The organism is Pseudomonas sp. 1 R 17 (assembly GCF_900067035.1).
Taxonomy (GTDB): Bacteria; Pseudomonadota; Gammaproteobacteria; order Pseudomonadales; family Pseudomonadaceae; genus Aquipseudomonas; species Aquipseudomonas marginalis.
Genome location: NZ_FKLB01000063.1, coordinates 70,025 through 91,449, shown reverse-complemented (window position 1 = coordinate 91,449; position 21,425 = coordinate 70,025). Strand labels below are relative to the sequence as shown.

Here is a 21,425-nt window from a genome sequence, read left to right as displayed (position 1 = left end):
TGCATGCTCCTTTTCTATAGAAAGACGAACTTGGCGATAAAGATCGCGCACAACACCCACAGGCTTACGGAAATCTCGCGGTACTTACCGGTGCCGGCCTTGAGCGCCACATAAGTGATAAAGCCCAGGGCGATACCGTCGGCGACCGAGAAGGTCAACGGCATCATGATCGCGGTGACAATCGCCGGGATGCTGTCGGTGGCCTCATCCCAGTTGATATGGGCCATGCTCGCCATCATCAGCATCGCCACATAGATCAGCGCGCCGGCGGTGGCATACGCCGGGATCATGCCCGCCAACGGTGCGAAGAACATGGCCGCCACAAACAACACGCCGACCGTCACCGCCGTCAACCCGGTACGGCCGCCTGCGGCCACACCGGCAGCGCTTTCCACGTAGCTGGTCACCGGCGGCACGCCCACCATGGCACCGAACACACTGGAAGCGCTGTCGGCCTTGAGGGCGCGGGACAGGTTATCGATCTTGCCGTCGGCGTTGACCAGCCCGGCGCGTTGCGCAACGCCCATCAGTGTACCCGCAGTGTCAAACATGTGCACAAACAGGAAGGCAAATACCACGCTGATCATGCTGACATTGAATACACCTTTTATGTCCATGGCCATCCAGGTCGGCGCCAGGCTCGGTGGCGTGGAGAGAATGCCGTTGTAGTGCACCAGGTCGAGGGACCAGCCGGCCAGGGTCACGGCGATGATGCTGATGAGGATCGCGCCGAACACCCGGTGGTAGCTGAGGATGGCGATCAGCAGGAAACACACCGCCGCCAGCAGTGGCGCTGGCTCGTGCAGTGAACCGAGCTTGATCAGCGTGGCCGGGCTGTCGACGATGATGCCGGCGGTTTTCAGGCCGATCACGCCCAGGAACAAACCGACGCCCGCGCCCATCGCGTGGCGCAGGCTGACCGGGATGCTGTTGAGCAGCCATTCGCGGATGCGCGACAGCGTGAGGATCATGAACAGCACACCGGAGATAAACACCGCACCCAACGCGGTCTCCCAGTGGTAGCCCATGGTGCCGACCACGGTATAGGTGAAAAACGCGTTCAAGCCCATGCCCGGTGCCAGGCCCACCGGCCAGTTGGCGTACAGGCCCATCAGCAGGCAACCCAGGGCGGCGGCGATACAGGTGGCGACAAACGCCGCGCCGTGATCGATACCGGCGTCGGCCATGATGTTGGGGTTGACGAAGATGATGTAGGCCATGGTGATGAAGGTGGTGAGCCCGGCGATCAGCTCGGTCTTCACTGTGGTGCCATGCAGGCGCAGTTTGAACAGGCGTTCGAGCCAGCCGTTCTGTGAGGGGGCAAGGTCCAGCGGCGAGGCTTCGGATTTGCGGCTATCCACAGCGAGTACTCCTCAAGCATTTTATTGTTATGTCCAGCGCGGGGCGCTGTGAGGTACTGGCGGGTTTTGTTGACCAATAGGTCAGGAACTCGCACGAAGCGAATTATGCTTTTGTATACAAAGAAAGCAAATAATGTTTTCTATTTTCTGCGTGAAAAGGATGAAAGGCAAAGCCAGGGCGCCACCGAGGATCAAGGCTGGCCTGCAAGTGCCTGGTTGACTGCGAGCCAACCGTTTACCGCTTCTTCGCCCGCTTCGCCGAAGGCGCGCTGCAACAACTTCACCTGTTCACGGCGCAGCGATTGCTCGAAACGCTGGCCTTCTTCGGTCAATTCCAACAGGCGTTTGCGCTTGTCGGTCTCGGACGCAACGCTGTCCACCAGGTGCATCTCCTGCAATTGGCGCAAGGGCATGTTCAGCGCCTGCTTGCTCACACCGAGCAATTCCAGCAGTTCCTTGACGCTCAGCGCCGGGTAGCGTGCGATAAAAAACACGATGCGCTGATGCACCCGGCTCAGCCCACGGCGCTCAAGCATTTCATCGGCCTTGGCAGTGAACGCCTGGTAACCGAAGAAGAACGCTTCCATGGCTTGTTGCTGGCTGCTTTGGTTTTTAAGGTCAAGCATATTGACGTATCCACTCAAGCTGTCGTAATTTCGGTCAACCAGTTTGACGTATTTCCAACAGGCTTCGCTAGCGGTGACCTTATGGCCTTCTCTGAACGTGTTACTCGCCTCAAAAGCTCCTTGATCCGTGAAATCCTCGCGGCCGCCCAGCGCCCGGAAGTGATGTCGTTTGCCGGTGGCCTGCCGGCCGAAGCCATGCTGCCGGCGCTGGACTGGGATGATATGCCGCTGAACATCGGCCAATACGGCATGAGCGAAGGCGAGCCGCAGTTGCGTGAACTGCTCGCCGCCGAGGCACGTGCGTTGGGTGTGCCGTGCCAGGCCAGCCAGGTGCTGGTGGTCAGCGGTTCCCAGCAAACCCTGGACCTGGCGGCCAAGCTGTATATCGACAAAGGCACCAGGATCCTGCTGGAGGGGCCGACCTACCTGGCCGCCCTACAGATCTTCCAGCTGTTCGGCGCCGACTGCCTTACCGTGCAACTGGAAGCCGATGGTCCCGACCTGACCAGCCTGCGCGCCAACCTCGAGCGCCATCGCCCAGCATTCGTCTACCTGATCCCGACGTTCCAGAACCCTTCGGCCGTGCGTTACAGCGAAGCCAAGCGCGAGGCCGTCGCCGCCTTGCTCGATGAGTTCGGCGTGACCCTGATCGAAGACGAACCCTATCGCGAGCTGACCTTCGACGGCGGCAGTGCGCAGCCCATCGTCGGCCGCTTGAAAAAAGCCAGCTGGATCTACACCGGCACGGTCTCCAAGACCCTGCTGCCCGGCCTGCGCGTGGGTTACCTGATCGCCAGCCCGGACCTGTTCCCGCACCTGCTCAAGCTCAAGCAATCGGCGGACCTGCACACCAATCGCGTCGGCCAGTGGCAGGCCATGCAGTGGATCGGCACGCAGAAATACCAGCAGCACCTGGTGGAACTGCGCGGTTTCTACCGTGAGCGCCGCGACGCATTCCAGGCTGCGCTGGCGCGTCACTTCGCCGATCTGGCCGACTGGCAAGTGCCCCAGGGCGGATTATTCTTCTGGCTGACCTTGAAACAGCCGCTCGATACCCGCACCTTGTTGGCACCTGCGCTCGATCAGGACGTCGCGTTCATGCCCGGTGAACCGTTCTTTTCCGAGCCGGACCAGCATTTAGGCTCACTGCGACTCAATTTCAGCCATATCGACCCGGCCCGCCTGGACGAAGGGCTCAAACGCCTGGCCGCGGTGGTCCGTCAAGCACAGCACGCGCAAGCGGCATAAGGGGAGCCCCATGTACAAGGTTTATGGCGATTACAAGTCGGGCAACTGCTACAAGGTCAAATTGATGCTCAACCTGCTGGGCATCCCGTATCAATGGGTGGATATCGACATCCTCAACGGCGATACCGAGACCCCTGAATTCCTGGCCAAGAACCCCAACGGCAAGATCCCGGTGCTGGAACTGGAAGACGGCACCTGCCTGTGGGAGTCCAACGCGATCCTCAACTTCCTTGCCGATGGCAGCGAATTCCTGCCCACCGAACCGCGCCTGCGCACACAAGTGCTGCAATGGCAGTTCTTCGAGCAGTACAGCCACGAGCCTTACATTGCGGTGGCGCGGTTTATCCAGTTCTACCTGAACATGCCGGAAGATCGCCTGGAGGAATACAAGACCACCCACAAGCGCGGTTACAAGGCCCTGAAGGTCATGGAGCGTCAGCTGCAAACCACGCCATACCTGGTGGGCGAGCAGTATTCGATTGCCGATATTGCGCTGTATGCCTACACCCATGTGGCCCATGAAGGTGGGTTTGACCTGACGCCTTACCCGGCCGTGCAGGCCTGGTTGAAGCGCGTGGCCAGCCATCCCAGGCATGTGGGCATGCTCGACTGATCACCGCGGTGAAAAAATGTGGGAGGGCGGTGCGACGATTCGACTTGCCCCCTCCCACATTCAGCTCGATGCCGTGCCAGATAATTCATCGTTCAGCAGGTCGAAACAGCGCTGTGCCGCCGGGCTCAATCCCATCCCGCTACGACTGATCAAGCCGATCTCGCGGTTCACCCCGGGATGATCGATGTGGATGCGCTTCAACCCCTCCAGACTGTCCGCCGCCGACTCCGGCAGTACGCTGATCCCCAGGCCCTGACGCACCAGCGCCAGCACCGTCGACATGTAGTTGGCCTCCATCCCGGCGTTCATCGTCAGCCGCGTCTCATCGAACAGCGCATCCACTTGCTCGCGTACGCTGCTGTCGCGGCCGGTGAGGATGATCGGCTGGTCCGCCAGTTGCTCCAGGGTCAATTGGCGATGGTGGGCGAGGGTGTGATCCAGGGGGACGAACGCACACAATCGATCATTCAGCACCGGCACGAACTCCAGGCCATGGCTTAGCCGCGCCCGTACGCCAATACCGAAATCCACTTCGCCTGCGCGGACCTGGGCATGAATGCGATGGGCCACCAGGTCCTGCAGGCGCACTTCGATCCCGGCAAAACGCTCGCGAAACAGGCGCAAGGCCGGGGGCAGGACGCCGGCGCAGACCGACGGCAGGGCCGCGAGGGTGACCACACCACGGCGCAAGGCCGCGAGGTCGCGGGAGCCGGTGACGATGTTGTCCAGGTCCAGCAGCAGTTTTTCCATCGGCCCGCGCGCGTCCTGGCCGGCAGCGGTGATGCTCACATGCCGGGGGCTGCGGTCGAGCAGGGCGACGCCGAGCCAGTCTTCCAGTTGTTGCACCTGCACGGTGAGTGCCGAAGGCGAAAGATGCAGCTCATGGGCGGCCTTGATAAAGCTGCCGGTGCGGGCCACCGCAAGGAACGCCTGAATGTGCTGGATCGAATTTTTCATTGTTGTTGTTCTCGAGCGTTTTGTTTTTACGAACATGACTGGCTGAACATTCCAATTTACAAAGAGTAACGCGCTTCCAATACTCCAGGGAAAACAATAACCGGCCACCAAGGCCGCTCTGGAGTAACCCATGCTCGCAACCCTGGGTGTCATTACCATCCTGTGCCTGCTCGCTGCCGTCATGAGCAAACGCCTTTCGCCACTGGTGGCTCTGATCGCATTGCCGATCATCGCCGCGCTGCTCGGTGGATTCGGCCTGCAAACCAGCGCCTTCATCATTACCGGCATCAAGAACGTCGCCCCCGTGGTGGGCATGTTCGTGTTCGCGATCCTGTTTTTCGGGATCATGACCGATGCCGGTATGCTCGATCCCATCATTGATCGCATCCTGCGCACGGTAGGGACACGTCCTACACGGATTGTCGTTGGGACTGCGACCCTCGCCCTGTTGGTGCACCTGGACGGTTCCGGTGCCGTGACCTTTCTGGTGACGGTGCCGGCGATGCTGCCGTTATATACGCGGCTGGGCATCGACAAACGCATCCTCGCCTGTGTTTGCGCGATGGCCGCCGGGGTCAATTTCCTGCCGTGGACCGGCCCGGTGTTGCGCTCTTCGGCGGCCTTGCACGTGCCGGTGGCGGACCTGTTCCAGCCACTGATTCCGGTGCAGATCGTCGGCCTGATCTTCGTCTTCGCCTGCGCCTGGTGGCTCGGCCGGCGAGAAGAAAAACGCCTCGGCCTGGGCGCCGGCTCCAGCGTGGACGCTGTGCCGCAACGAGTGCTCAGCGACGACGACATCAAGCTGCGCCGCCCCCGCCTGTTCTGGGTCAACCTGATCCTGACCGTGCTGGTCATGGTGGTGATGATCGCCGGCTGGGTCGACCCGGTGGTGATGTTCATGCTCGGCACCGTGGTAGCGCTGTGCATCAACTACCCGAACGTGGACGCCCAACGCGCACGCATTGATGCCCATGCGAAAACCGCCCTGACCATGGCCAGTATCCTGCTCGCCGCCGGGGTGTTCACCGGCATCATGCAAGGCACCGGCATGCTCAAGGCCATCGCTGAAGTGGCGGTGGCGCAGATTCCGGCGGGCCACGGCAAGTTGATTCCGGCGGTGGTGGGCTTTTTGTCCATGCCGCTGAGCATGCTGTTCGACCCCGATTCCTATTATTTCGGCGTGATGCCGGTGATCGCCGAAGTCGGCAAGGCCCTGGGCGTCGACCCGCTGCAAGTGGCCCAGGCGTCGTTACTGGGCGTGCACACCACCGGTTTCCCGGTCAGCCCGCTGACCCCGGCGACCTTCCTGTTGGTGGGCCTGTGCAAGATCGAATTGGCCGATCACCAGCGCTTCACCATCCCTTTTCTGTTTGCCGCGTCGGTGTTGATGACCCTGACGGCGTTGCTCTTGGGAGTGATTTGAAATGAAAACCTTGCGCATCGGTTCCGGCGCCGGCTACTCCGGCGACCGCATCGAACCTGCCGTGGAACTGGCCGAGCTGGGCGACCTGGATTACCTGGTGTTCGAGTGCCTGGCCGAACGCACCATCGCTTTGGCGCAACAGGCGCGAATCAGTGACCCGCAGGGGGGGTATGACCCGCTGCTCAGCGAGCGCATGCGCCGGGTGTTGCCCTTTGTCGGCCAGCATGAGGGGCGCCGTCGCCTGCGGGTGATCACCAATATGGGCGCGGCCAACCCGGTGTCGGCGGCGCTCGAAGTGCGGCGGATTGCCCATGAGCTGGGCCTGGGCCTCAAGGTGGTGGCGGTGGTCGGCGATGACGTGCTGGACGTCTTGCGCCCCGAGCAGGTACTGGATAACGGCCGAACCCTGGGTTCACTGGGCGCGCGACTGATTTCCGCGAATGCCTACCTGGGCGTCGACGGCATTCTTGATGCCTTGCGCGCCGACGCCGATGTGGTGATCACCGGGCGGGTGGCCGACCCGTCGCTGTTCCTCGCCCCGCAGGTGTTTGAATTCGGCTGGGCGATGGACGACTGGCAGCGCCTGGGGCGCGGCACGTTGGTCGGGCATCTGCTGGAGTGTGCCGGGCAGGTCAGCGGCGGCTATTTTGCCGATCCCGGTTTCAAGGATGTGGATGACCTCGCACGCCTGGGTTTCCCGTTGGCTGAAATCGATGCTGAGGGTGAGGCCGTGATCACCAAGGTTGCAGGCTCCGGTGGGCGGGTCAGTCGCGCCACCTGCACCGAGCAATTGATCTACGAAGTGCATGATCCTGCGGCGTATCTCACCCCGGACGTGACCGCCGATTTTTCCCAGGTGGGGTTTGACGAGGAGGGCGTTGATCGGGTGCGTGCCCACGGTGCTGCTGGCCGCGCACGGCCCGAGCAGTTGAAGGTGAGCGTCGGTTACCTGGATGGCTGGATTGGCGAAGGGCAGATGTCCTACGGCGGCCCCGGCGCGGTAGCACGGGCGCAGTTGGCGCGGGATGTCGTACTCAAGCGTTTGCAACTGATGGGTGTGAAGATGCAGGACGTACGCGCCGAACTGATCGGCATGGACTCGCTGCACGGTCCGCGCAGCAGCGTAGAGCCCTGGGAAGTGCGCCTGCGCGTGGCGGCCCGCTGTGAAGACCGCAGTGAAGCGGTGCGGGTCGGCAATGAAGTGGAAACCCTCTACACCAACGGCCCGTCCGGCGGCGGCGGTGCCAGCAAGAGCGTACGGCAGGTGGTGGCGGTGGCGTCATTGCTGCTGCCCCGTGACGCGGTCAACCCGAGGATCGAAGCATGAAACTGCACACGCTGGCCCATTCCCGTACCGGCGATAAGGGCGACACCTCGAACATTTCGATCATTGCTTACCGAGCCGAGGATTATCTGCTGTTGTGTGAACAGCTTACCGCCGAGCGCGTGGCCGACTTTTTTGCCGGCCTGCTGGAGCCTTACGCTGCCCCGGTGCGGCGCTATGAACTGCCGAATGTGCAGGCGCTGAACTTCGTACTGCCGGGGATATTGCGCGGCGGCGTAACCCGCTCGCTGGCACTGGATGCCCATGGCAAGTGCCTCGGCTCGGCGTTGCTGGAGCTGGACCTGGATTTGCCAACACCGAACTGAATGTGGGGGGGCAAACTCCCTCCCACATTGGATCTCAGCAGGTCTGTCAGACCGCAGCGAAACGCTTGTCCAGGTAATCGATGATCACCTTGGAGTCATACATCCAGGTGGTCTGGCCATTCTCTTCGATACGCAGGCACGGCACTTTGATCTTGCCGCCTTGCTCCAGCAGGGTCTGGCGGTCCTGCTCGTTGTTCTTCGCATCCTTCAGCGCCACCGGCACATTCAGGCGGTGCAGGGTGCGGCGGGTCTTCACGCAGAACGGGCAGGCGTGGAATTGATACAGGGTCAGGTCCTTGGCCGCTGCGTTCACCTGTGCCTGTTGTTCGGCAGGGCGCTGCTTTTTGCGCGGACGGGTAAGTAAGTCGCCGGCGATGATGACGTGGCCGAGGCCCACTCGAAGTGCTTTGACGAACATGGCTGAAACCTCTTGCCCATGAAGAAGGGGCCGCAGCTTACCTTAATTCTGCAGGCGAAAAAAAACCGGCGATGAACGCCGGTCTTTTCCTACGCAGCCTGTTACTTGATCAGGCTGAGGAATTCACTGCGGGTGGCCGCGTTTTCGCGGAACTCACCCAGCATCACCGACGTGATCATCGACGAATTCTGTTTCTCCACACCGCGCATCATCATGCACATGTGCTTGGCTTCGATCACCACGGCCACGCCCAAGGCGCCGGTCACTTGCATCACCGCGTCGGCGATCTGGCGGCTGAGGTTTTCCTGGATCTGCAGGCGGCGCGCATACATGTCGACAATCCGCGCGACCTTCGACAGGCCCAGCACTTTGCCGCTTGGGATATACGCCACATGCGCCTTGCCGATAAACGGCAGCAGGTGGTGTTCGCACAGCGAGTACAGCTCGATGTCCTTGACCAGCACCATTTCGCTGTTGTCGGAGCTGAACAAGGCACCGTTGGTGACTTCTTCGAGTGTCTGTTCATAGCCGCGGCAAAGGTACTGCATCGCCTTGGCGGCACGCTTGGGCGTGTCGAGCAGGCCCTCGCGGGAGACGTCCTCGCCGAGTTGGCCGAGGATCGCGGTGTAGTTTTGTTCCAATGTCACAGGACTGTTTCCGTATGGGTTTCAGAACGGTACGGTGTATGCCTGTACCAATGTGAAGCGCTGCCCGGCGCGCAACAGCGGCGGGTGATGTGGCGCACATAGTAGCGTAGGTGCGCCGACAGTTGTATTCCCGGACGATACCGATGTTAGAGTCGGCCTCCGTTGAGGAGGACGTGATGACCCCGCTGGAGCGAAGTATTTCTGAGCGCGCCCTGATCTTTGCCAAAGCAAATCGGACCCGCATTGCCCGTGAACTTGCCTGCCTGACTAAGTACCCAGGTGAAAATTATCCGGTTTCAGTGTTTATGGCGGGCTCGCCTGGCGCCGGCAAGACAGAAGTGTCCAAATCATTTATTCGCTTGATGGAGGAGGGGGGATCCAGTGCATTGCGAATCGACCCCGATGACTTCAGGGAATACTTTCCTGACTACACAGGCGCAAACTCCAGTCTTTTTCAACGTGGCGTAACTGCCATGGTGGAGAGGACTGTCGACCTCGTTTATCAGCAGCGCCAGTCTTTCCTGTTGGACGGAACGCTGGCCAACTTTGCCGTGGCTCGGAAAAATATCCAGCGCGCCCTTGATTAGGAAAACCGGTCTGCACAGGTTATCTACGTCTACCAGAAGCCTGAGCTGGCGTGAGTTTCTGGGGCGTCTTCAAGTCGATGTGCTCATCAAGGACACTGATGGCGGGGAGTCATACATCGGCATCGACCTATCGGCTGAGGAAATTGACGAACTCGTTATACAGCCCTACCATCCTGATCAACTTGAGCAAATTTTGACCGGAGTAGCCTTATGAAAGGCGAAATTACGGAAGTTGTAGAAAAATATTCATCCACCACCATGTCAGATTTTTTTCGAAGTGGTTCGGTAGAAGAAAAACGTGCTGTTTACAGAAGCGCAGCCGATACTGCGATCACCATGCAAAAGGCAGTGATCTCGCTGGCGAAAGAGAAAAAAGCGAAAGAGCTTTTCGACAACTGACGTTACTGGCAATACCACAATAGCCCAGCTCAATTGCTGGGCTTTTTATTACTTATTCGTCGCGCCCTTCCATCATCGTGCGCTTGAGCATCACATACACCGCACCCGCGCCCCCATGACGGGCCTGGCACGAGGTAAAGCCGAGCACCTGGGCATGCTGGCGCAGCCAGGTGTTGACGTGGCTCTTGATCATCGGCCGCTTACCGTCCAAGCGCACCGCCTTGCCATGGGTGACGCGCACGCAGCGAATTTCGAACTTGGTGGCTTCGGCGAGGAAGGCCCACAGGGTTTCCCGGGCTTTTTCCACGTTCATGCCGTGCAGGTCGAGGCTGCCTTCGAACGGGATCTGACCGGCCTTGAGCTTGCGCATCTGGCTTTCCTGTACGCCGTCGCGGGCCCACATCAGCTCGTCTTCGGGGCCGACGTCGATCACGAACTGGTCTGACAGGCCATCCACGGTGGTGGCATCGGTGCGCACGGTAGCAGCCTGGCGCAGCTTGGCGATCTGTGCGCGGTCGGCCTTGGGTTTGCCGGTGTCGGCGCGGTCGTGCTTGATCGGCTTGACGCCGCGCAGCTCGTTTTTGAACAGGGAAAAATCGTCGTCTTGCATGTCAGCCTCCGCGAAGGGCGGGCAGTTTACCTAAATCGCGGCGGCCGGGGCGCAGGAAACGCTATCCAAGCGCCATCAGTCGTGCTTTTTCATCAGGTGCGAGGCGATGTTCAGTGACAACGGCTGGCGCATCTTCCGACGGCTGCGGCGCCACAGCCACACGCCCAGCCACAGCACCAGCAGCCCGATCCCCAACAGAATCGCCGAGCCGCCAGGGCTGGCATTCAGTTCGCCAAGGGCCGGCGAGTGGCCAAACAAACCGGCGCCACCAGCGCCGGTCAACAGCAAACCTACTACCGCCAGCAGCGCGGCAATGCCGGCCACCAGGCGCAGACGCCAGTTGCTCGGGCCCTTGGGGCGCAAGCGACGAGCGTCAAAACCATCGGATATCTTCATTCCGACCTTTCCTCCAGGGTATCGGCCCTTCGACCGGAAGATACACAGGTTGTTCCTGTACCCGAGGTAAATGCGCCAAATGAGAGGGCTTTGCGGATGAGCGGGACCTTCAACAGGCCGCACCGCTCACCCGAAGGGCGATCAGATCAGGTCTTTAGTCAGTGCGAGAGTGGCAAAATTGTCAGCCATGATGGCCATCTCGGTCTGCTGCACATGCTCGGCGCTCAGGATGCCACCTTTGTAAGGCAGGTCGCGGGTGGCGCAGGCGTCTTCCACCAGGGTGCAGCGAAAGCCCAGGTTCTTCGCGGCACGCACGGTGGTGCTGACGCTGGAGTGGCTCATGAAGCCGCAGACGATCAGGTCCAGGGAACCGAGGTCCTGCAGGTGTTTTTCCAGGCCGGTGCCGTGGAAGGCGCTGGGCAGCAGCTTGCCGATGATGGTTTCGTCACCTTGAGGTTCGAGGCCGGGGATGAACTCACCGCGCTCGCCCTGGGGGTCAAACAGGCCGCCCACGGTACCCAGGTGGCGCACGTGCACGATCGGGCGCCCGGCGTTGCGCGCGGCGGCGACCAGTTGCTTGATATTGCCGACCGCCGCGTCCATGCCGGAGAGGGCGAGCGGGCCACTGAGGTATTCCTTTTGAGCGTCGATGATCACGAGGGTCGCATGGCCAAGGTTGGCAGCTGCGTAACCACGACCGCTGAGTTGAAACATCGTCTTTGGAACGGACATTCTGGGGCTCCTGTGAGGGGGGCTTTTGCGTCATTGTCCACTGGCTGAGCGGTTCTGTGAATCGCTACTATCGTAAGGTACGCCGTTGCTGGCGTGCAGCCATGTCAAGTGGCGGCGATGTTTAACCGAATGATGGCGATTTGGATGAAATCCGACGTATGGCAACAGCTTTTCGTACATCGTCGGTACAGGCGAAGGCTGTTAGAATCGCCAGTCGTTTTTTCCAGGAGTCTGCCCCCCGTGATCACATCTCGCCTGCGCACCTTGCGCGACCACATCCGTTGGGCCGTCAGCCGTTTCCATGGGGAAGACCTGTTTTTTGGCCATGGCACCGACAATGCCTGGGACGAAGCCCGGCAGTTGGTGCTCGGCGCTTTGCACCTGCCATGGGAAATTGCCGACAGCTACCTCGATTGCAACCTGGAAGAAGAGGAAATCTCTCACGTACAGCGTTTGTTGCATCGCCGTATTCATGAGCGGGTGCCCACGGCCTACCTGTTGAAAGAGGCGTGGTTCTGTGGCATGTCGTTTATCGTTGACGAGCGCGTGCTGATCCCGCGTTCACCCATCGGCGAGTTGATCGAAAACCGCTTCGAGCCTTGGTTGGCCCAACCGCCGGCGCGCATCCTCGACCTGTGCACCGGCTCCGGTTGCATCGGCATTGCCTGCGCCTACGAGTTCCAGGACGCCGAAGTGGTACTCGGCGACCTGTCCTTCGAAGCCCTGGAGGTGGCCAACCAGAATATCGAGCGCCATGGTGTCGACGAGCGCGTGTACACCGTGCAGGGCGACGGTTTCGACGGCCTGCCGGGCCAGCGCTTTGACCTGATCGTGTCGAACCCGCCGTATGTGGATGCCGAAGACTTTGCCGACATGCCGGACGAATACCAGCACGAGCCGGAGCTGGGCCTGGCCTGCGGCGACGATGGCCTGAACCTGGTGCGACGCATGCTGGCCGAGGCGGCGGACCACCTGACCGAGAAGGGTTTGCTGATTGTCGAGGTGGGCAACAGCCAAGTGCATGTTGACGCGCTGTACCCGGAAGTGGACTTCGCCTGGCTGGATTTCCAGCGGGGTGGGCATGGGGTGTTCATGCTCACGGCCGAACAGTGCCGGGAACACCAGGCAATCTTCGCCGCTCGGGTTTAACCAACCTTAGGGTAGAAAATGTGGGAGGGGGCAAGCCCTAATGCCAGTCAGTTAAGCGTACATCGCCTCCTACAAAAAGCCTTAACTGACTGGCATTAGGGGCAAGCCCCTCCCGCATTTCGATGGCTTTCCAGCCGGCTAGCGGTGCGTGGCAATCCAGATCAACAGCCCCGCCTGAAACACGGTGAACGCCACCAGGCAGGTGATGGTAAAGCGCAACCCGCTGTCCTCACGCTTGAACTTGGTGACCTTTTCTTCTTCCTTGCGCAGTTTCACTTCCTGCTCCAACAGGTTGTGCTCGGCCTGTTGCAGCATCTGCGCGGCTTCAAGGATCTCCACGAACTGCACCTTCTCGGTGTTCCAACTGTCCAGTACATCGCTGACCTTGCCCGGCTGCACGTTGCCTTTGAGGTGCTGCACATCGGCGTAGGCCACATCGAAACCCTGGACGCGCAGGAAGTGATCGCGGCGCAGGCGTGTGGCTTCGTTGAGTGCGTCCTTGTTGGCCAGGTCCACGCCGTCGACGCGGTAGCTTGACCATTTTTTCTTCGCCCACGCGGCGCCCTGGGCCACCAGGAAGCGACCGATGCCGCGGTTGGCCGGTTCGATTTCCAGGCTGTTGCCCGGGCCGAAGTGCACGCGGTGTTTATCGTGATCCACCCAGATATCCAGATGGTTCTGCTCGCGGCGCACCCGCTGCCCCGGTAATTGGATCACCATGCGCAACAGGCTGTGGTGTTTGTCATGGCGCTCGGCATAGCCGAACTGTACGAACCGCAGCGGCCGCAGGCCGGTGGCGCGGTCGGTGGCCAGCGGTGCCAGGCGCAGCATCTTGAAATGCTCGGCCTGAACATCCGCCCACGGCAGGGGCGCCGCCGTGTCGATAGCCTCGGTTTTTTCAGCCGGGGTGTCGGCGGTCGGTTCCGGTGTTGCTTCAGTGGTTGTCATGCGGTGCGATCCTGTCCAAGCCCTGCCAGTCGACAGTCTTTTTGCTGTCGACTCTGGGCTTATCGGCCGCTTTTTGCAGGACTGGAGGCAAATTGTCGCTTAACGGGGTTGAAGTCCGTCGATAAAGCCTGCCAAGCGGGTGCCCAGCTCAGCGGCGAGCGGCAATTGCGGGTCATTGTAGGAGGCCAATTGTTGCTTTACGTCGTTGGGCACGATGCGCATCACGTGGTTCATGCCTTCGATCACCGCCAGTTCGGCATCGGGCTTGGCCCTTTTGAGTTGCTCGGCGTCGCCCACACCGACCTGAATATCGTTGGTGCCCTGGATGATCAATGCCGGCATGCGCAGTTTTGCAAACGCCGCTGAAGGGTCGGCGCGAAACAGGCTGATCAGATACGGCTGCACGCTGGGTCGGAAAATGCCCTCCAGCGGGCCAGGCACATCGGCATCCACCTGGCCGGCCTTGAGGTGATCGAGGATTTCATTGCTGCGCAGCAGCAGGGCAGGGGGCAGGTGATCGGCCAGTTGCTGGCGGATGACCTGGTCGACCGGGCGGGCGCTGCCGGACAGGGATATCACCCCGGCCGGGTCGAGTTGCGGTGCGGCCAGTGCCGCCACCAGCGCGCCTTCGCTGTGGCCCAGCACAATCAGCGGGCCCATGCGTGTGTCGGCCTTGAGCAATTTGCCCCAGGCCACCGCGTCGGCCACGTAGGCCTCCAGGGTCAGGTTGCGTTCGTCGGGCGTGGCGGCGAGGCTGGCGGCCACACCGCGCTTGTCGTAGCGCACGCTGGCGATGTTGTGCCGGGCCAGCACCCAGGCCAGGCGCTTGAGGCTGTCATTGCGAGCGCCGTCGGCGCTGTTGCCGTTGCGGTCGGTGGGGCCGGAGCCGGCGATGATCAACACCACCGGCACCGGTTTATCGGACTGCGGCAGCAGCAGCGAGCCAAACAGTTCGCCGCTGCCGGTGTCCAGGCTGATCGGGCGTTGCAGTACGACAGGGGAGGCGGCGTCGGCCACGGCGGTAAACAGGGTCAGGGTAAACAGAAGAACTCGCAGCATCATCGCGCCATCATGAGGAAGGTGCCGGTTGGACCAAGGTCTACCGGTAAGGTTTCGAGGATGAACTAGTCGGTTAGCCTGCGTATACTGGCCGCCTTAAGTTATTACGGTTGACTTGATTCAACTGATTTCACGGAGCGCCCTGCATGTCCGGCAATACCTTCGGCAAGCTGTTCACTGTCACCACCGCGGGCGAAAGCCATGGCCCGGCGTTGGTCGCCATTGTCGACGGCTGCCCGCCCGGCCTCGAGCTGTCCCTGGAAGACCTGCAGCGTGACCTCGACCGCCGCAAGCCCGGCACCAGCCGCCACACCACCCAGCGCCAGGAGCCCGATGAAGTCGAGATCCTTTCCGGGGTGTTCGAAGGCCGTACCACCGGGTGCGCCATCGGCCTGCTGATTCGCAACACCGACCAGAAGTCCAAGGACTACTCGGCGATCAAGGATCTGTTCCGCCCGGCCCATGCCGACTACACCTACCACCATAAATACGGCGAACGCGACTACCGTGGCGGCGGCCGCAGCTCGGCGCGCGAAACGGCCATGCGCGTGGCAGCCGGGGCCATCGCCAAGAAATACCTGGCGACCCAGGGCATCGTCATCCGTGGCTACATGAGCCAGTTGGGCCCGATTGAAATCCCGTTCAAGACCTGGGACAGCGTTGAAGACAACGCCTTTTTCTGCCCTGACCCGGACAAAGTGCCGGAGCTGGAAGCCTACATGGACCAGCTGCGCCGCGACCAGGATTCGGTCGGCGCCAAGATCACCGTGGTCGCCGAAGGCGTCAAGCCGGGCCTGGGCGAGCCGATTTTCGATCGCCTCGACGCCGAACTGGCCCATGCGCTGATGAGCATCAATGCGGTGAAAGGCGTGGAAATCGGCGCCGGGTTCGCCTGCGTGTCCCAGCGTGGCACCGAGCACCGCGATGAACTGACGCCGGAAGGTTTCCTCAGCAACAACGCGGGCGGCATCCTCGGCGGTATTTCCTCCGGCCAGCCGATTGTTGCGCACCTGGCACTCAAGGCCACCTCGAGCATCACCACCCCGGGCCGTTCGATCGATGTACACGGCAACCCGGTGGACGTGATCACCAAGGGCCGTCACGACCCGTGCGTGGGCATCCGGGCCACGCCGATTGCCGAAGCGATGATGGCCATCGTGTTGATGGACCATCTGTTGCGCAATCGCGGGCAAAATGCCGATGTGCGCGTGAGTACCCCGGTGCTGGGCCAGCTGTGACGGCGCGGCGGTGACAGCCCTCCCGTACTGGCGCCTCTCCAGCTTCTACCTGTTCTACTTCGCCCTGCTCGGGGCGACGGCGCCGTTCCTGGCGCTGTACTTCGACCACCTGGGGTTCTCCAGCGCGCGCATCGGCGAGCTGGTGGCCATCCCCATGCTGATGCGCTGCGTGGCGCCCAACCTGTGGGGCTGGCTGGGCGACTACAGCGGCCGACGCCTGGCTATCGTGCGCTTCGGCGCGGTGTGCACCCTGCTGAGTTTTTCCCTGATCTTCGTCAGTCACACCTACGCCTGGCTGGCCCTGGTGATGGCCCTGCATGCGTTCTTCTGGCACGCGGTGCTGCCGCAGTTTGAAGTGATCACCCTGGCCCACCTGCAAAAACAGACCTCGCGCTATAGCCAGGTGCGCCTGTGGGGCTCCATCGGTTTTATCCTCACCGTGGTGATCATGGGCCGCCTGTTCGACTGGCTGAGCCTGGATATCTACCCGGTGGTGGTCGTGGTGATCATGGCCGGCATCATCGGTGCCAGCCTGTGGGTGCCGAATGCGCAGCCCGCCAGCCACGGCAATCGCCTGGCCGCTGATGGTTTCCTCAAACAGCTGCGCAGCCCCGGCGTACTGGCGTTTTACGCCTGCGTGGCGCTGATGCAAATGAGCCATGGCCCGTATTACACCTTCCTGACCCTGCACCTGGAACACCTTGGCTACAGCCGTGGCATGATCGGCATGCTGTGGGCCCTGGGGGTGGTGGCGGAAGTGCTGATGTTCCTGGGCATGAGCCGCATCCTCACACGTTTTTCGGTACGCCGGGTGCTGCTGGCCAGTTTCCTGCTGGCGGCCCTGCGCTGGCTGTTGCTGGGCTCGTTTGCCGAACTGCTGTGGGTGCTGTTGCTGGCGCAGGTCATGCACGCTGCCACGTTCGGCAGTTTTCACGCGGCGGCGATTGCCTTTGTGCAGCGCAGTTTTGGCGATAAGCAACAAGGCCAGGGCCAGGCGCTGTACGCCGCCCTGGCCGGCACCGGCGGTGCGCTGGGTGCGCTGTATTCCGGTTACAGCTGGAACCTGCTGGGGCCGACCTTCACCTTTAGTATTGCCAGCGTCGCCGCCCTGGCCGCGGCCGCTATCATCGGTTTTCGATTGCAAGAGCAGAACCAAGGAACCCTTCAATGAGTTATGTCGCCGTCTACCCCGTCGCTTCACCGGATACCCCGAACAAGGTCCTGACCCATGTCGACGACATCGCCGCTACCCTGGCCGAGCACGGTGTGCGGTTCGAGCGCTGGCAGCCTGCCCTGATCGAGAGGGGCGCCAGCGACGCTGAGATGATTGCCGCCTATCAGCCGCAGATCGATGCCCTCGGCTACGGTGCGGTGGCGGTGCTCAGTGTCACCAGCGACCACCCGCAAAAAGCCGAATGGCGTGCCCGGTTCCTGGATGAACGCCGCTACAGCGAAGACGAAGTGCGTTTTTTCATCGCCGGCCAGGGCTTGTTCAACCTGCATGTTGGCGACTACGTGTATGCCGTGCGTTGTGAGAAAAACGACCTGCTGGTGATCCCGGCTGGCATGGCGCACTGGTTTGATATGGGCGAGAACCCCCACTTGGTCATGCTGCACTTGTTCAACACCGCGCAGGGGTGTGTACCGACGTTCACCGGCGACGATGTTGCCAGCCATTTCCCAGGTTTGGACGATTGAACTCAGGTAATTGGAATCTTCAACCCCGGCGAGTTGGAAGTTGTTGTGGGAATAAGCTTAGTTACGCGTAGGGTTTGGCTGTTTATCCAGGGCAATGCGCACTGAAACCATTCGTTATGTAACTCTCTGCGTCGCCAGTGTTTGTGCCACCTGTCAATAGGAGGAATCCGAATGGTGGTAGGGCATCAGCCAATAAAAGGAGAGATGTAATGAATGGCCCAGAGGAGTCGTGTCCGCCGCCGTGTGTCGTAACCAATGCTGTCAGGAGACGCCTGAGCCTGTCCGGTAAGCCCCTGACTCCAGCGGAATTGGAGATCTTACGCTGGGCCTCGGAGGGCAAGACTGTCTGGGAAATCAGCCAGATTCGTGCCACGTCCGAAGCCACCGTCAAATTCCACCTGCGCAATATCTACGGCAAGCTGGAAGTCACTAACCGCGTGCAGGCGATGAATGAGGCGGCTCGCCAAGGCCTGTGCTGACACACATCAATAAAAAGGCCGCGACGCTCAATAGCGTCGCGGCCTTTTCATGACTGCGGTATTTACGCCGAGTGGTAGGTCGGCAGGGCAAAGCGGTTCTGGCTTTGCAGCATGGAAATTTGCGGCAATTCACTGGCTTGTTCGGCCAAGTCGCGACGAATCGCGCTGATCACCCAGGTCAATTGATCGGCGGTGTGCAACTGCTGGTAAGAGATCGAACGCTTGACCTGCTTGCCGTCACTGTTGCGCAGGGTCAACAGAATGCCGCCGTCGGGACGTGGCTGGGTGGTGACATCGTAGTTGGAGAATACTGAAGCGAATTTATCTTGGATCAGGCTCATGTCTATCAGCTCCTTTGGCTCAAGTTGGCAAGCATGGAGTGATAGGTGCAGTGATTGTGCCAGCTCATGATTTATAAAAATATCGTTATAAATCAATAGATTGAAAATATCTTGGATTTTCGATTTCGTGCAATTTGCATGAATGGCCATCATGCATCCTGCATTTTGCGCTACTCGATAGGGTGGGATGGGCGCGTCGATACTCGTAAAGACTGTTTCTGCGCAGCTAAATTCCTTTTTTGAGGGCATGCCGGTTGGGATACAAAACTTTTCAAATCCCGCGTGTACAGCCGAAGAACGGCTGACGTATTTTCCTGCAATGCATTCGGCCTTCCGCTTACGGAGGTATCGGTGCTTTTGGATCAGACGAAGAATAAGAAAAAGGACGTTCCTCCATGAGTCACCCGCACAACGACATGATCACCTGGGGCAAGCTGCTGAGTAAGGTGCCGGCCATCGTCCGTGCCTTGCCGCGCGTAGTGCGGGGCATGCGTGCCGCCAATGTCACCGACCCCGCGCAGCCTTGCGGGCTGGGCTGGCACTTTGAGCAAGCCACCCTGCGCAACCCCGACGGCAACGCGTTGCTGTACGGCGACCGTGTGCTCAGCTACACCGACGCCAACCAGCGTGCCAACCGTATTGCCCATCACCTGCAAGCCCAGGGCATCGGCAAGGGTGACGTGGTGGCGCTGTTTATCGAAAACCGCCCCGAATTACTCTTGAACGTGCTGGCCGTGGCCAAGCTGGGTGGCATCTGCGCGATGCTCAATACCGCGCAAACCCAGGCGGCGCTGGTGCACAGCCTGACCCTGGTGAGCCCGGCAGCCATTATTGTCGGCGCGGAACTGGTGGCCCCCTATGACGCGGTGCGCGATCAGGTGGCCATCGCGGCTGATCGAACCTGGTTCGTCGCCGATCAACCGTCCAGCCTGGTACCGCAGGGTTATATCGACCTGGTGGCTGCGAGCGCCGAGTGCCCGGTGGACAACCCTGCCAGCACTGCGCAGATCTTCTTTAACGACCCTTGCTTCTATATCTACACCTCCGGCACCACCGGCCTGCCGAAGGCCGGCATCATGAAACATGGCCGCTGGACCAAAACTGCCGTCAGCTTCGGCAGCATCGCGCTGGACATGGGCCCTGACGACGTCCTGTATTGCACTTTGCCGCTGTACCACGCCACCGGCCTTTGCGTGTGTTGGGGCTCGGCGATTGTCGGGGCATCGGGCTTCGCCATTCGCCGCAAGTTCAGCGCCAGCCAGTTCTGGGACGATGCGCGCCGATTCAAGGCGACCACCCTCGGCTACGTCGGTGAGTTGTGTCGTTACCTGCTCGACCAGCCACCCGGTGAAAACGACCTTGATAACCGCGTGACCAAGATGGTTGGCAATGGCTTGCGCCCCGGCGTGTGGGCGCAGTTCAAGGCACGCTATGGCGTGGAGCATATCTGCGAGCTGTACGCGGCCAGTGACGGCAATATCGGTTTTACCAACGTGCTGAATTTCGACAACACCATCGGTTTCTGTCTCCAGCACTGGGCGCTGGTGGACTACGCCCATGACAACGGCGAGCCGCTGCGTGGCAGCGACGGTTTTATGCGTAAAGTCCCCACGGGCGGGCAGGGCCTGTTACTGGCCAGGATCGATGAAAAATCGCCCTTCGACGGCTACACCGACCCGGAAAAGAATCGCCGGGTGGTACTCACCGACGTGTTTGAAAAAGGTGATCGCTACTTCAATACCGGCGATTTGTTGCGCAGCATCGGCTTTGGCCATGCGCAATTTGTGGATCGCCTGGGGGATACCTATCGCTGGAAAGGTGAAAACGTGTCCACCACCGAGGTCGAGAACGTCCTGCTGCAACACCCGCAGATCGCCGAAGTGGTGGCTTATGGCGTCGAGATCGAAAACACCAATGGCCGTGCGGGCATGGTCGCCATCACCCCGAGTGAGTCCCTGGCCTCGCTGGACATGCGCGAGTTGCTGCAATTCGCCCACGGCCAGTTGCCGCACTATGCAGTGCCGCTCTTCCTGCGGATCAAGGTCAAGATGGAAACCACCGGTACCTTTAAGTACCAGAAGGTCAAGCTCAAGGAAGAGGCCTTTGATCCGGACAAGGCCGGCAATGACCCGGTGTATGCCTGGTTGCCGGGGTCGGACTGCTATGTGCCGGTCACCGGGCAACTGTTGGCACAGATCCAGGGTGGTCAGTTCCGCTATTGATTCTGTCTATGGCCGCTTTTGGTAAAAAGGGCATGACAGTGGGGAACTCCCTCGCGACACTGGCGGCCTATAAAGCACCAGACAAGGAGCCCCCACATGTCAGACCACGCCAAACAAATGACTGAAGACGAAGCCGCCGAATTTGCCGAGCAGGTCTTCGACGTCGCCCGCAAAGGCGACGCCGCCATGCTCGCCGCGCTCCTGGCCAAAGGCTTGCCGGCCAACTTTCGCAATCACAATGGCGATACCTTGCTGATGCTGTCTGCCTACCACGGCCATGCCGAAGCGGTAAAAGTGCTGCTGGAGTTCAAGGCCGACCCGCTGATCGCCAATGACAAGAACCAGCTGCCCATCGCGGGCGCGGCGTTCAAGGGCCACTTGCCGGTGGTCAAGGCGCTGATTGAAGGGGGCACGCCGATCGAGGCCGCCTCGTCCGACGGTCGTACTGCGTTGATGATGGCCGCCATGTTCAACCGCGTCGACATGGTCGACTACCTGCTCAGCCAAGGCGCCAACCCCAAGGCCACCGATGCCCAGGGCGCGACTGCGCTGGCGGCGGCGCAGACCATGGGGGCGAAGGACACGGCGGCGCAGCTGGAGAAACTGGTGTAGGCTGTGCGCCCT

At 60.9% G+C, this 21,425-nt stretch carries 25 protein-coding genes; 14 read left to right on the top strand and 11 right to left on the bottom strand.

Annotated features, from left to right (window positions below; all coding sequences use genetic code 11):
• Positions 1-14: 14 nt before the first annotated feature.
• Positions 15-1,361: an NCS2 family permease gene (locus BFP99_RS26550; protein ID WP_065948612.1), complete on the bottom strand. Its 1,347-nt coding sequence runs from the start codon at positions 1,359-1,361 to the stop codon at positions 15-17.
• 191 nt (positions 1,362-1,552) lie between these two features.
• On the bottom strand, positions 1,553-1,987 hold the full coding sequence (locus BFP99_RS26545) for a MarR family winged helix-turn-helix transcriptional regulator (RefSeq protein WP_065948611.1): 435 nt from the start codon (positions 1,985-1,987) through the stop codon (positions 1,553-1,555).
• 81 nt (positions 1,988-2,068) lie between these two features.
• Here BFP99_RS26545 and BFP99_RS26540 point away from each other — a divergent pair, with 81 nt between their 5' ends.
• Together BFP99_RS26540 and BFP99_RS26535 are read left to right on the top strand one after the other, a co-directional pair.
• Complete coding sequence (locus BFP99_RS26540; protein ID WP_065948610.1) at positions 2,069-3,235, top strand: aminotransferase-like domain-containing protein; 1,167 nt, start codon at positions 2,069-2,071, stop codon at positions 3,233-3,235.
• Positions 3,236-3,245: 10 nt separating this feature from the next.
• Positions 3,246-3,848, top strand: a complete 603-nt coding sequence (locus BFP99_RS26535) for a glutathione S-transferase family protein (RefSeq protein WP_065926609.1) — start codon at positions 3,246-3,248, stop codon at positions 3,846-3,848.
• Between the two features lie 60 nt (positions 3,849-3,908).
• On the opposite strand, the gene BFP99_RS26530 is transcribed toward BFP99_RS26535, so the two are convergent.
• On the bottom strand, positions 3,909-4,805 hold the full coding sequence (locus BFP99_RS26530; RefSeq protein WP_065948609.1) for a LysR family transcriptional regulator: 897 nt from the start codon (positions 4,803-4,805) through the stop codon (positions 3,909-3,911).
• A gap of 130 nt (positions 4,806-4,935) precedes the next feature.
• On the opposite strand from BFP99_RS26530, the gene BFP99_RS26525 reads away from it, so the two are divergent.
• Genes BFP99_RS26525 through BFP99_RS26515 form a run of 3 tightly spaced genes read left to right on the top strand, consistent with a single transcriptional unit; the run spans position 4,936 to position 7,878 of the window.
• A complete protein-coding gene (locus tag BFP99_RS26525; RefSeq protein ID WP_065948608.1) occupies positions 4,936-6,228 on the top strand; it encodes a CitMHS family transporter in 1,293 nt (430 codons plus the stop codon).
• Position 6,229: 1 nt separating this feature from the next.
• Positions 6,230-7,555, top strand: coding sequence for an acyclic terpene utilization AtuA family protein (locus tag BFP99_RS26520; RefSeq protein WP_065948607.1), 1,326 nt, complete (start codon positions 6,230-6,232; stop codon positions 7,553-7,555).
• A complete protein-coding gene (locus BFP99_RS26515) occupies positions 7,552-7,878 on the top strand; it encodes an AtuA-related protein (protein WP_065926613.1) in 327 nt (108 codons plus the stop codon). The genes BFP99_RS26520 and BFP99_RS26515 overlap by 4 nt, the downstream gene beginning before the upstream one ends.
• A 46-nt stretch (positions 7,879-7,924) precedes the next feature.
• Here BFP99_RS26515 and BFP99_RS26510 read toward each other — a convergent pair whose 3' ends face one another.
• Both BFP99_RS26510 and folE read right to left on the bottom strand, forming a co-directional pair.
• Positions 7,925-8,296 (bottom strand): glutathione S-transferase N-terminal domain-containing protein, encoded by a 372-nt coding sequence (locus tag BFP99_RS26510; RefSeq protein ID WP_065926614.1) that lies wholly within the window; start codon positions 8,294-8,296, stop codon positions 7,925-7,927.
• Between the two features lie 101 nt (positions 8,297-8,397).
• The gene (gene folE, locus BFP99_RS26505) at positions 8,398-8,943 is read right to left on the bottom strand and encodes a GTP cyclohydrolase I FolE (protein ID WP_019826593.1); all 546 of its coding nucleotides are present in this window, start codon (positions 8,941-8,943) and stop codon (positions 8,398-8,400) included.
• 176 nt (positions 8,944-9,119) lie between these two features.
• Between folE and BFP99_RS26500 the strand changes: the two genes are divergently transcribed.
• Together BFP99_RS26500 and BFP99_RS26495 are read left to right on the top strand one after the other, a co-directional pair.
• A complete protein-coding gene (locus tag BFP99_RS26500; protein WP_256098232.1) occupies positions 9,120-9,530 on the top strand; it encodes a zeta toxin family protein in 411 nt (136 codons plus the stop codon).
• A 210-nt stretch (positions 9,531-9,740) separates the two neighbouring features.
• A complete protein-coding gene (locus BFP99_RS26495) occupies positions 9,741-9,929 on the top strand; it encodes a hypothetical protein (protein WP_065926615.1) in 189 nt (62 codons plus the stop codon).
• A gap of 52 nt (positions 9,930-9,981) precedes the next feature.
• On the opposite strand, the gene BFP99_RS26490 is transcribed toward BFP99_RS26495, so the two are convergent.
• The 3 genes from BFP99_RS26490 to BFP99_RS26480 form a co-directional block, all read right to left on the bottom strand.
• On the bottom strand, positions 9,982-10,539 hold the full coding sequence (locus BFP99_RS26490) for a Smr/MutS family protein (protein ID WP_016976371.1): 558 nt from the start codon (positions 10,537-10,539) through the stop codon (positions 9,982-9,984).
• 75 nt (positions 10,540-10,614) lie between these two features.
• Positions 10,615-10,935: a hypothetical protein gene (locus BFP99_RS26485; RefSeq protein WP_027603931.1), complete on the bottom strand. Its 321-nt coding sequence runs from the start codon at positions 10,933-10,935 to the stop codon at positions 10,615-10,617.
• 141 nt (positions 10,936-11,076) lie between these two features.
• Positions 11,077-11,667: a cysteine hydrolase family protein gene (locus tag BFP99_RS26480; protein WP_065926616.1), complete on the bottom strand. Its 591-nt coding sequence runs from the start codon at positions 11,665-11,667 to the stop codon at positions 11,077-11,079.
• Positions 11,668-11,907: 240 nt separating this feature from the next.
• On the opposite strand from BFP99_RS26480, the gene prmB reads away from it, so the two are divergent.
• Positions 11,908-12,816 (top strand): 50S ribosomal protein L3 N(5)-glutamine methyltransferase, encoded by a 909-nt coding sequence (gene prmB / locus BFP99_RS26475; protein ID WP_065926617.1) that lies wholly within the window; start codon positions 11,908-11,910, stop codon positions 12,814-12,816.
• Positions 12,817-12,954: 138 nt separating this feature from the next.
• Here prmB and BFP99_RS26470 read toward each other — a convergent pair whose 3' ends face one another.
• Both BFP99_RS26470 and BFP99_RS26465 read right to left on the bottom strand, forming a co-directional pair.
• The gene (locus BFP99_RS26470; protein ID WP_027603934.1) at positions 12,955-13,764 is read right to left on the bottom strand and encodes a hypothetical protein; all 810 of its coding nucleotides are present in this window, start codon (positions 13,762-13,764) and stop codon (positions 12,955-12,957) included.
• A 99-nt stretch (positions 13,765-13,863) separates the two neighbouring features.
• Complete coding sequence (locus BFP99_RS26465; protein WP_065948606.1) at positions 13,864-14,826, bottom strand: alpha/beta hydrolase; 963 nt, start codon at positions 14,824-14,826, stop codon at positions 13,864-13,866.
• 143 nt (positions 14,827-14,969) lie between these two features.
• On the opposite strand from BFP99_RS26465, the gene aroC reads away from it, so the two are divergent.
• From aroC to BFP99_RS26445, 4 genes are all read left to right on the top strand, one after another.
• Entirely contained in the window at positions 14,970-16,061 is a 1,092-nt protein-coding gene (aroC, locus tag BFP99_RS26460) for a chorismate synthase (protein ID WP_027603936.1), read from the top strand.
• A 10-nt stretch (positions 16,062-16,071) separates the two neighbouring features.
• Complete coding sequence (locus BFP99_RS26455) at positions 16,072-17,232, top strand: MFS transporter (RefSeq protein WP_065926619.1); 1,161 nt, start codon at positions 16,072-16,074, stop codon at positions 17,230-17,232.
• Positions 17,229-17,759 (top strand): 1,2-dihydroxy-3-keto-5-methylthiopentene dioxygenase, encoded by a 531-nt coding sequence (locus tag BFP99_RS26450; RefSeq protein ID WP_065926620.1) that lies wholly within the window; start codon positions 17,229-17,231, stop codon positions 17,757-17,759. The genes BFP99_RS26455 and BFP99_RS26450 overlap by 4 nt, the downstream gene beginning before the upstream one ends.
• A gap of 209 nt (positions 17,760-17,968) precedes the next feature.
• Positions 17,969-18,238 carry a response regulator transcription factor gene (locus BFP99_RS26445; protein WP_065926621.1) on the top strand — a complete coding sequence of 90 codons (270 nt, stop codon included), beginning with the start codon at positions 17,969-17,971 and terminating at the stop codon, positions 18,236-18,238.
• A gap of 62 nt (positions 18,239-18,300) precedes the next feature.
• Here the strand turns inward: BFP99_RS26445 and BFP99_RS26440 are convergent, their stop codons facing one another.
• Entirely contained in the window at positions 18,301-18,579 is a 279-nt protein-coding gene (locus tag BFP99_RS26440) for a DUF3509 domain-containing protein (RefSeq protein WP_027603943.1), read from the bottom strand.
• Between the two features lie 395 nt (positions 18,580-18,974).
• Between BFP99_RS26440 and BFP99_RS26435 the strand changes: the two genes are divergently transcribed.
• Complete coding sequence (locus BFP99_RS26435) at positions 18,975-20,801, top strand: long-chain-acyl-CoA synthetase (protein WP_065948605.1); 1,827 nt, start codon at positions 18,975-18,977, stop codon at positions 20,799-20,801.
• A 96-nt stretch (positions 20,802-20,897) separates the two neighbouring features.
• Positions 20,898-21,413 (top strand): ankyrin repeat domain-containing protein, encoded by a 516-nt coding sequence (locus BFP99_RS26430; RefSeq protein WP_027603945.1) that lies wholly within the window; start codon positions 20,898-20,900, stop codon positions 21,411-21,413.
• Positions 21,414-21,425: the final 12 nt, after the last annotated feature.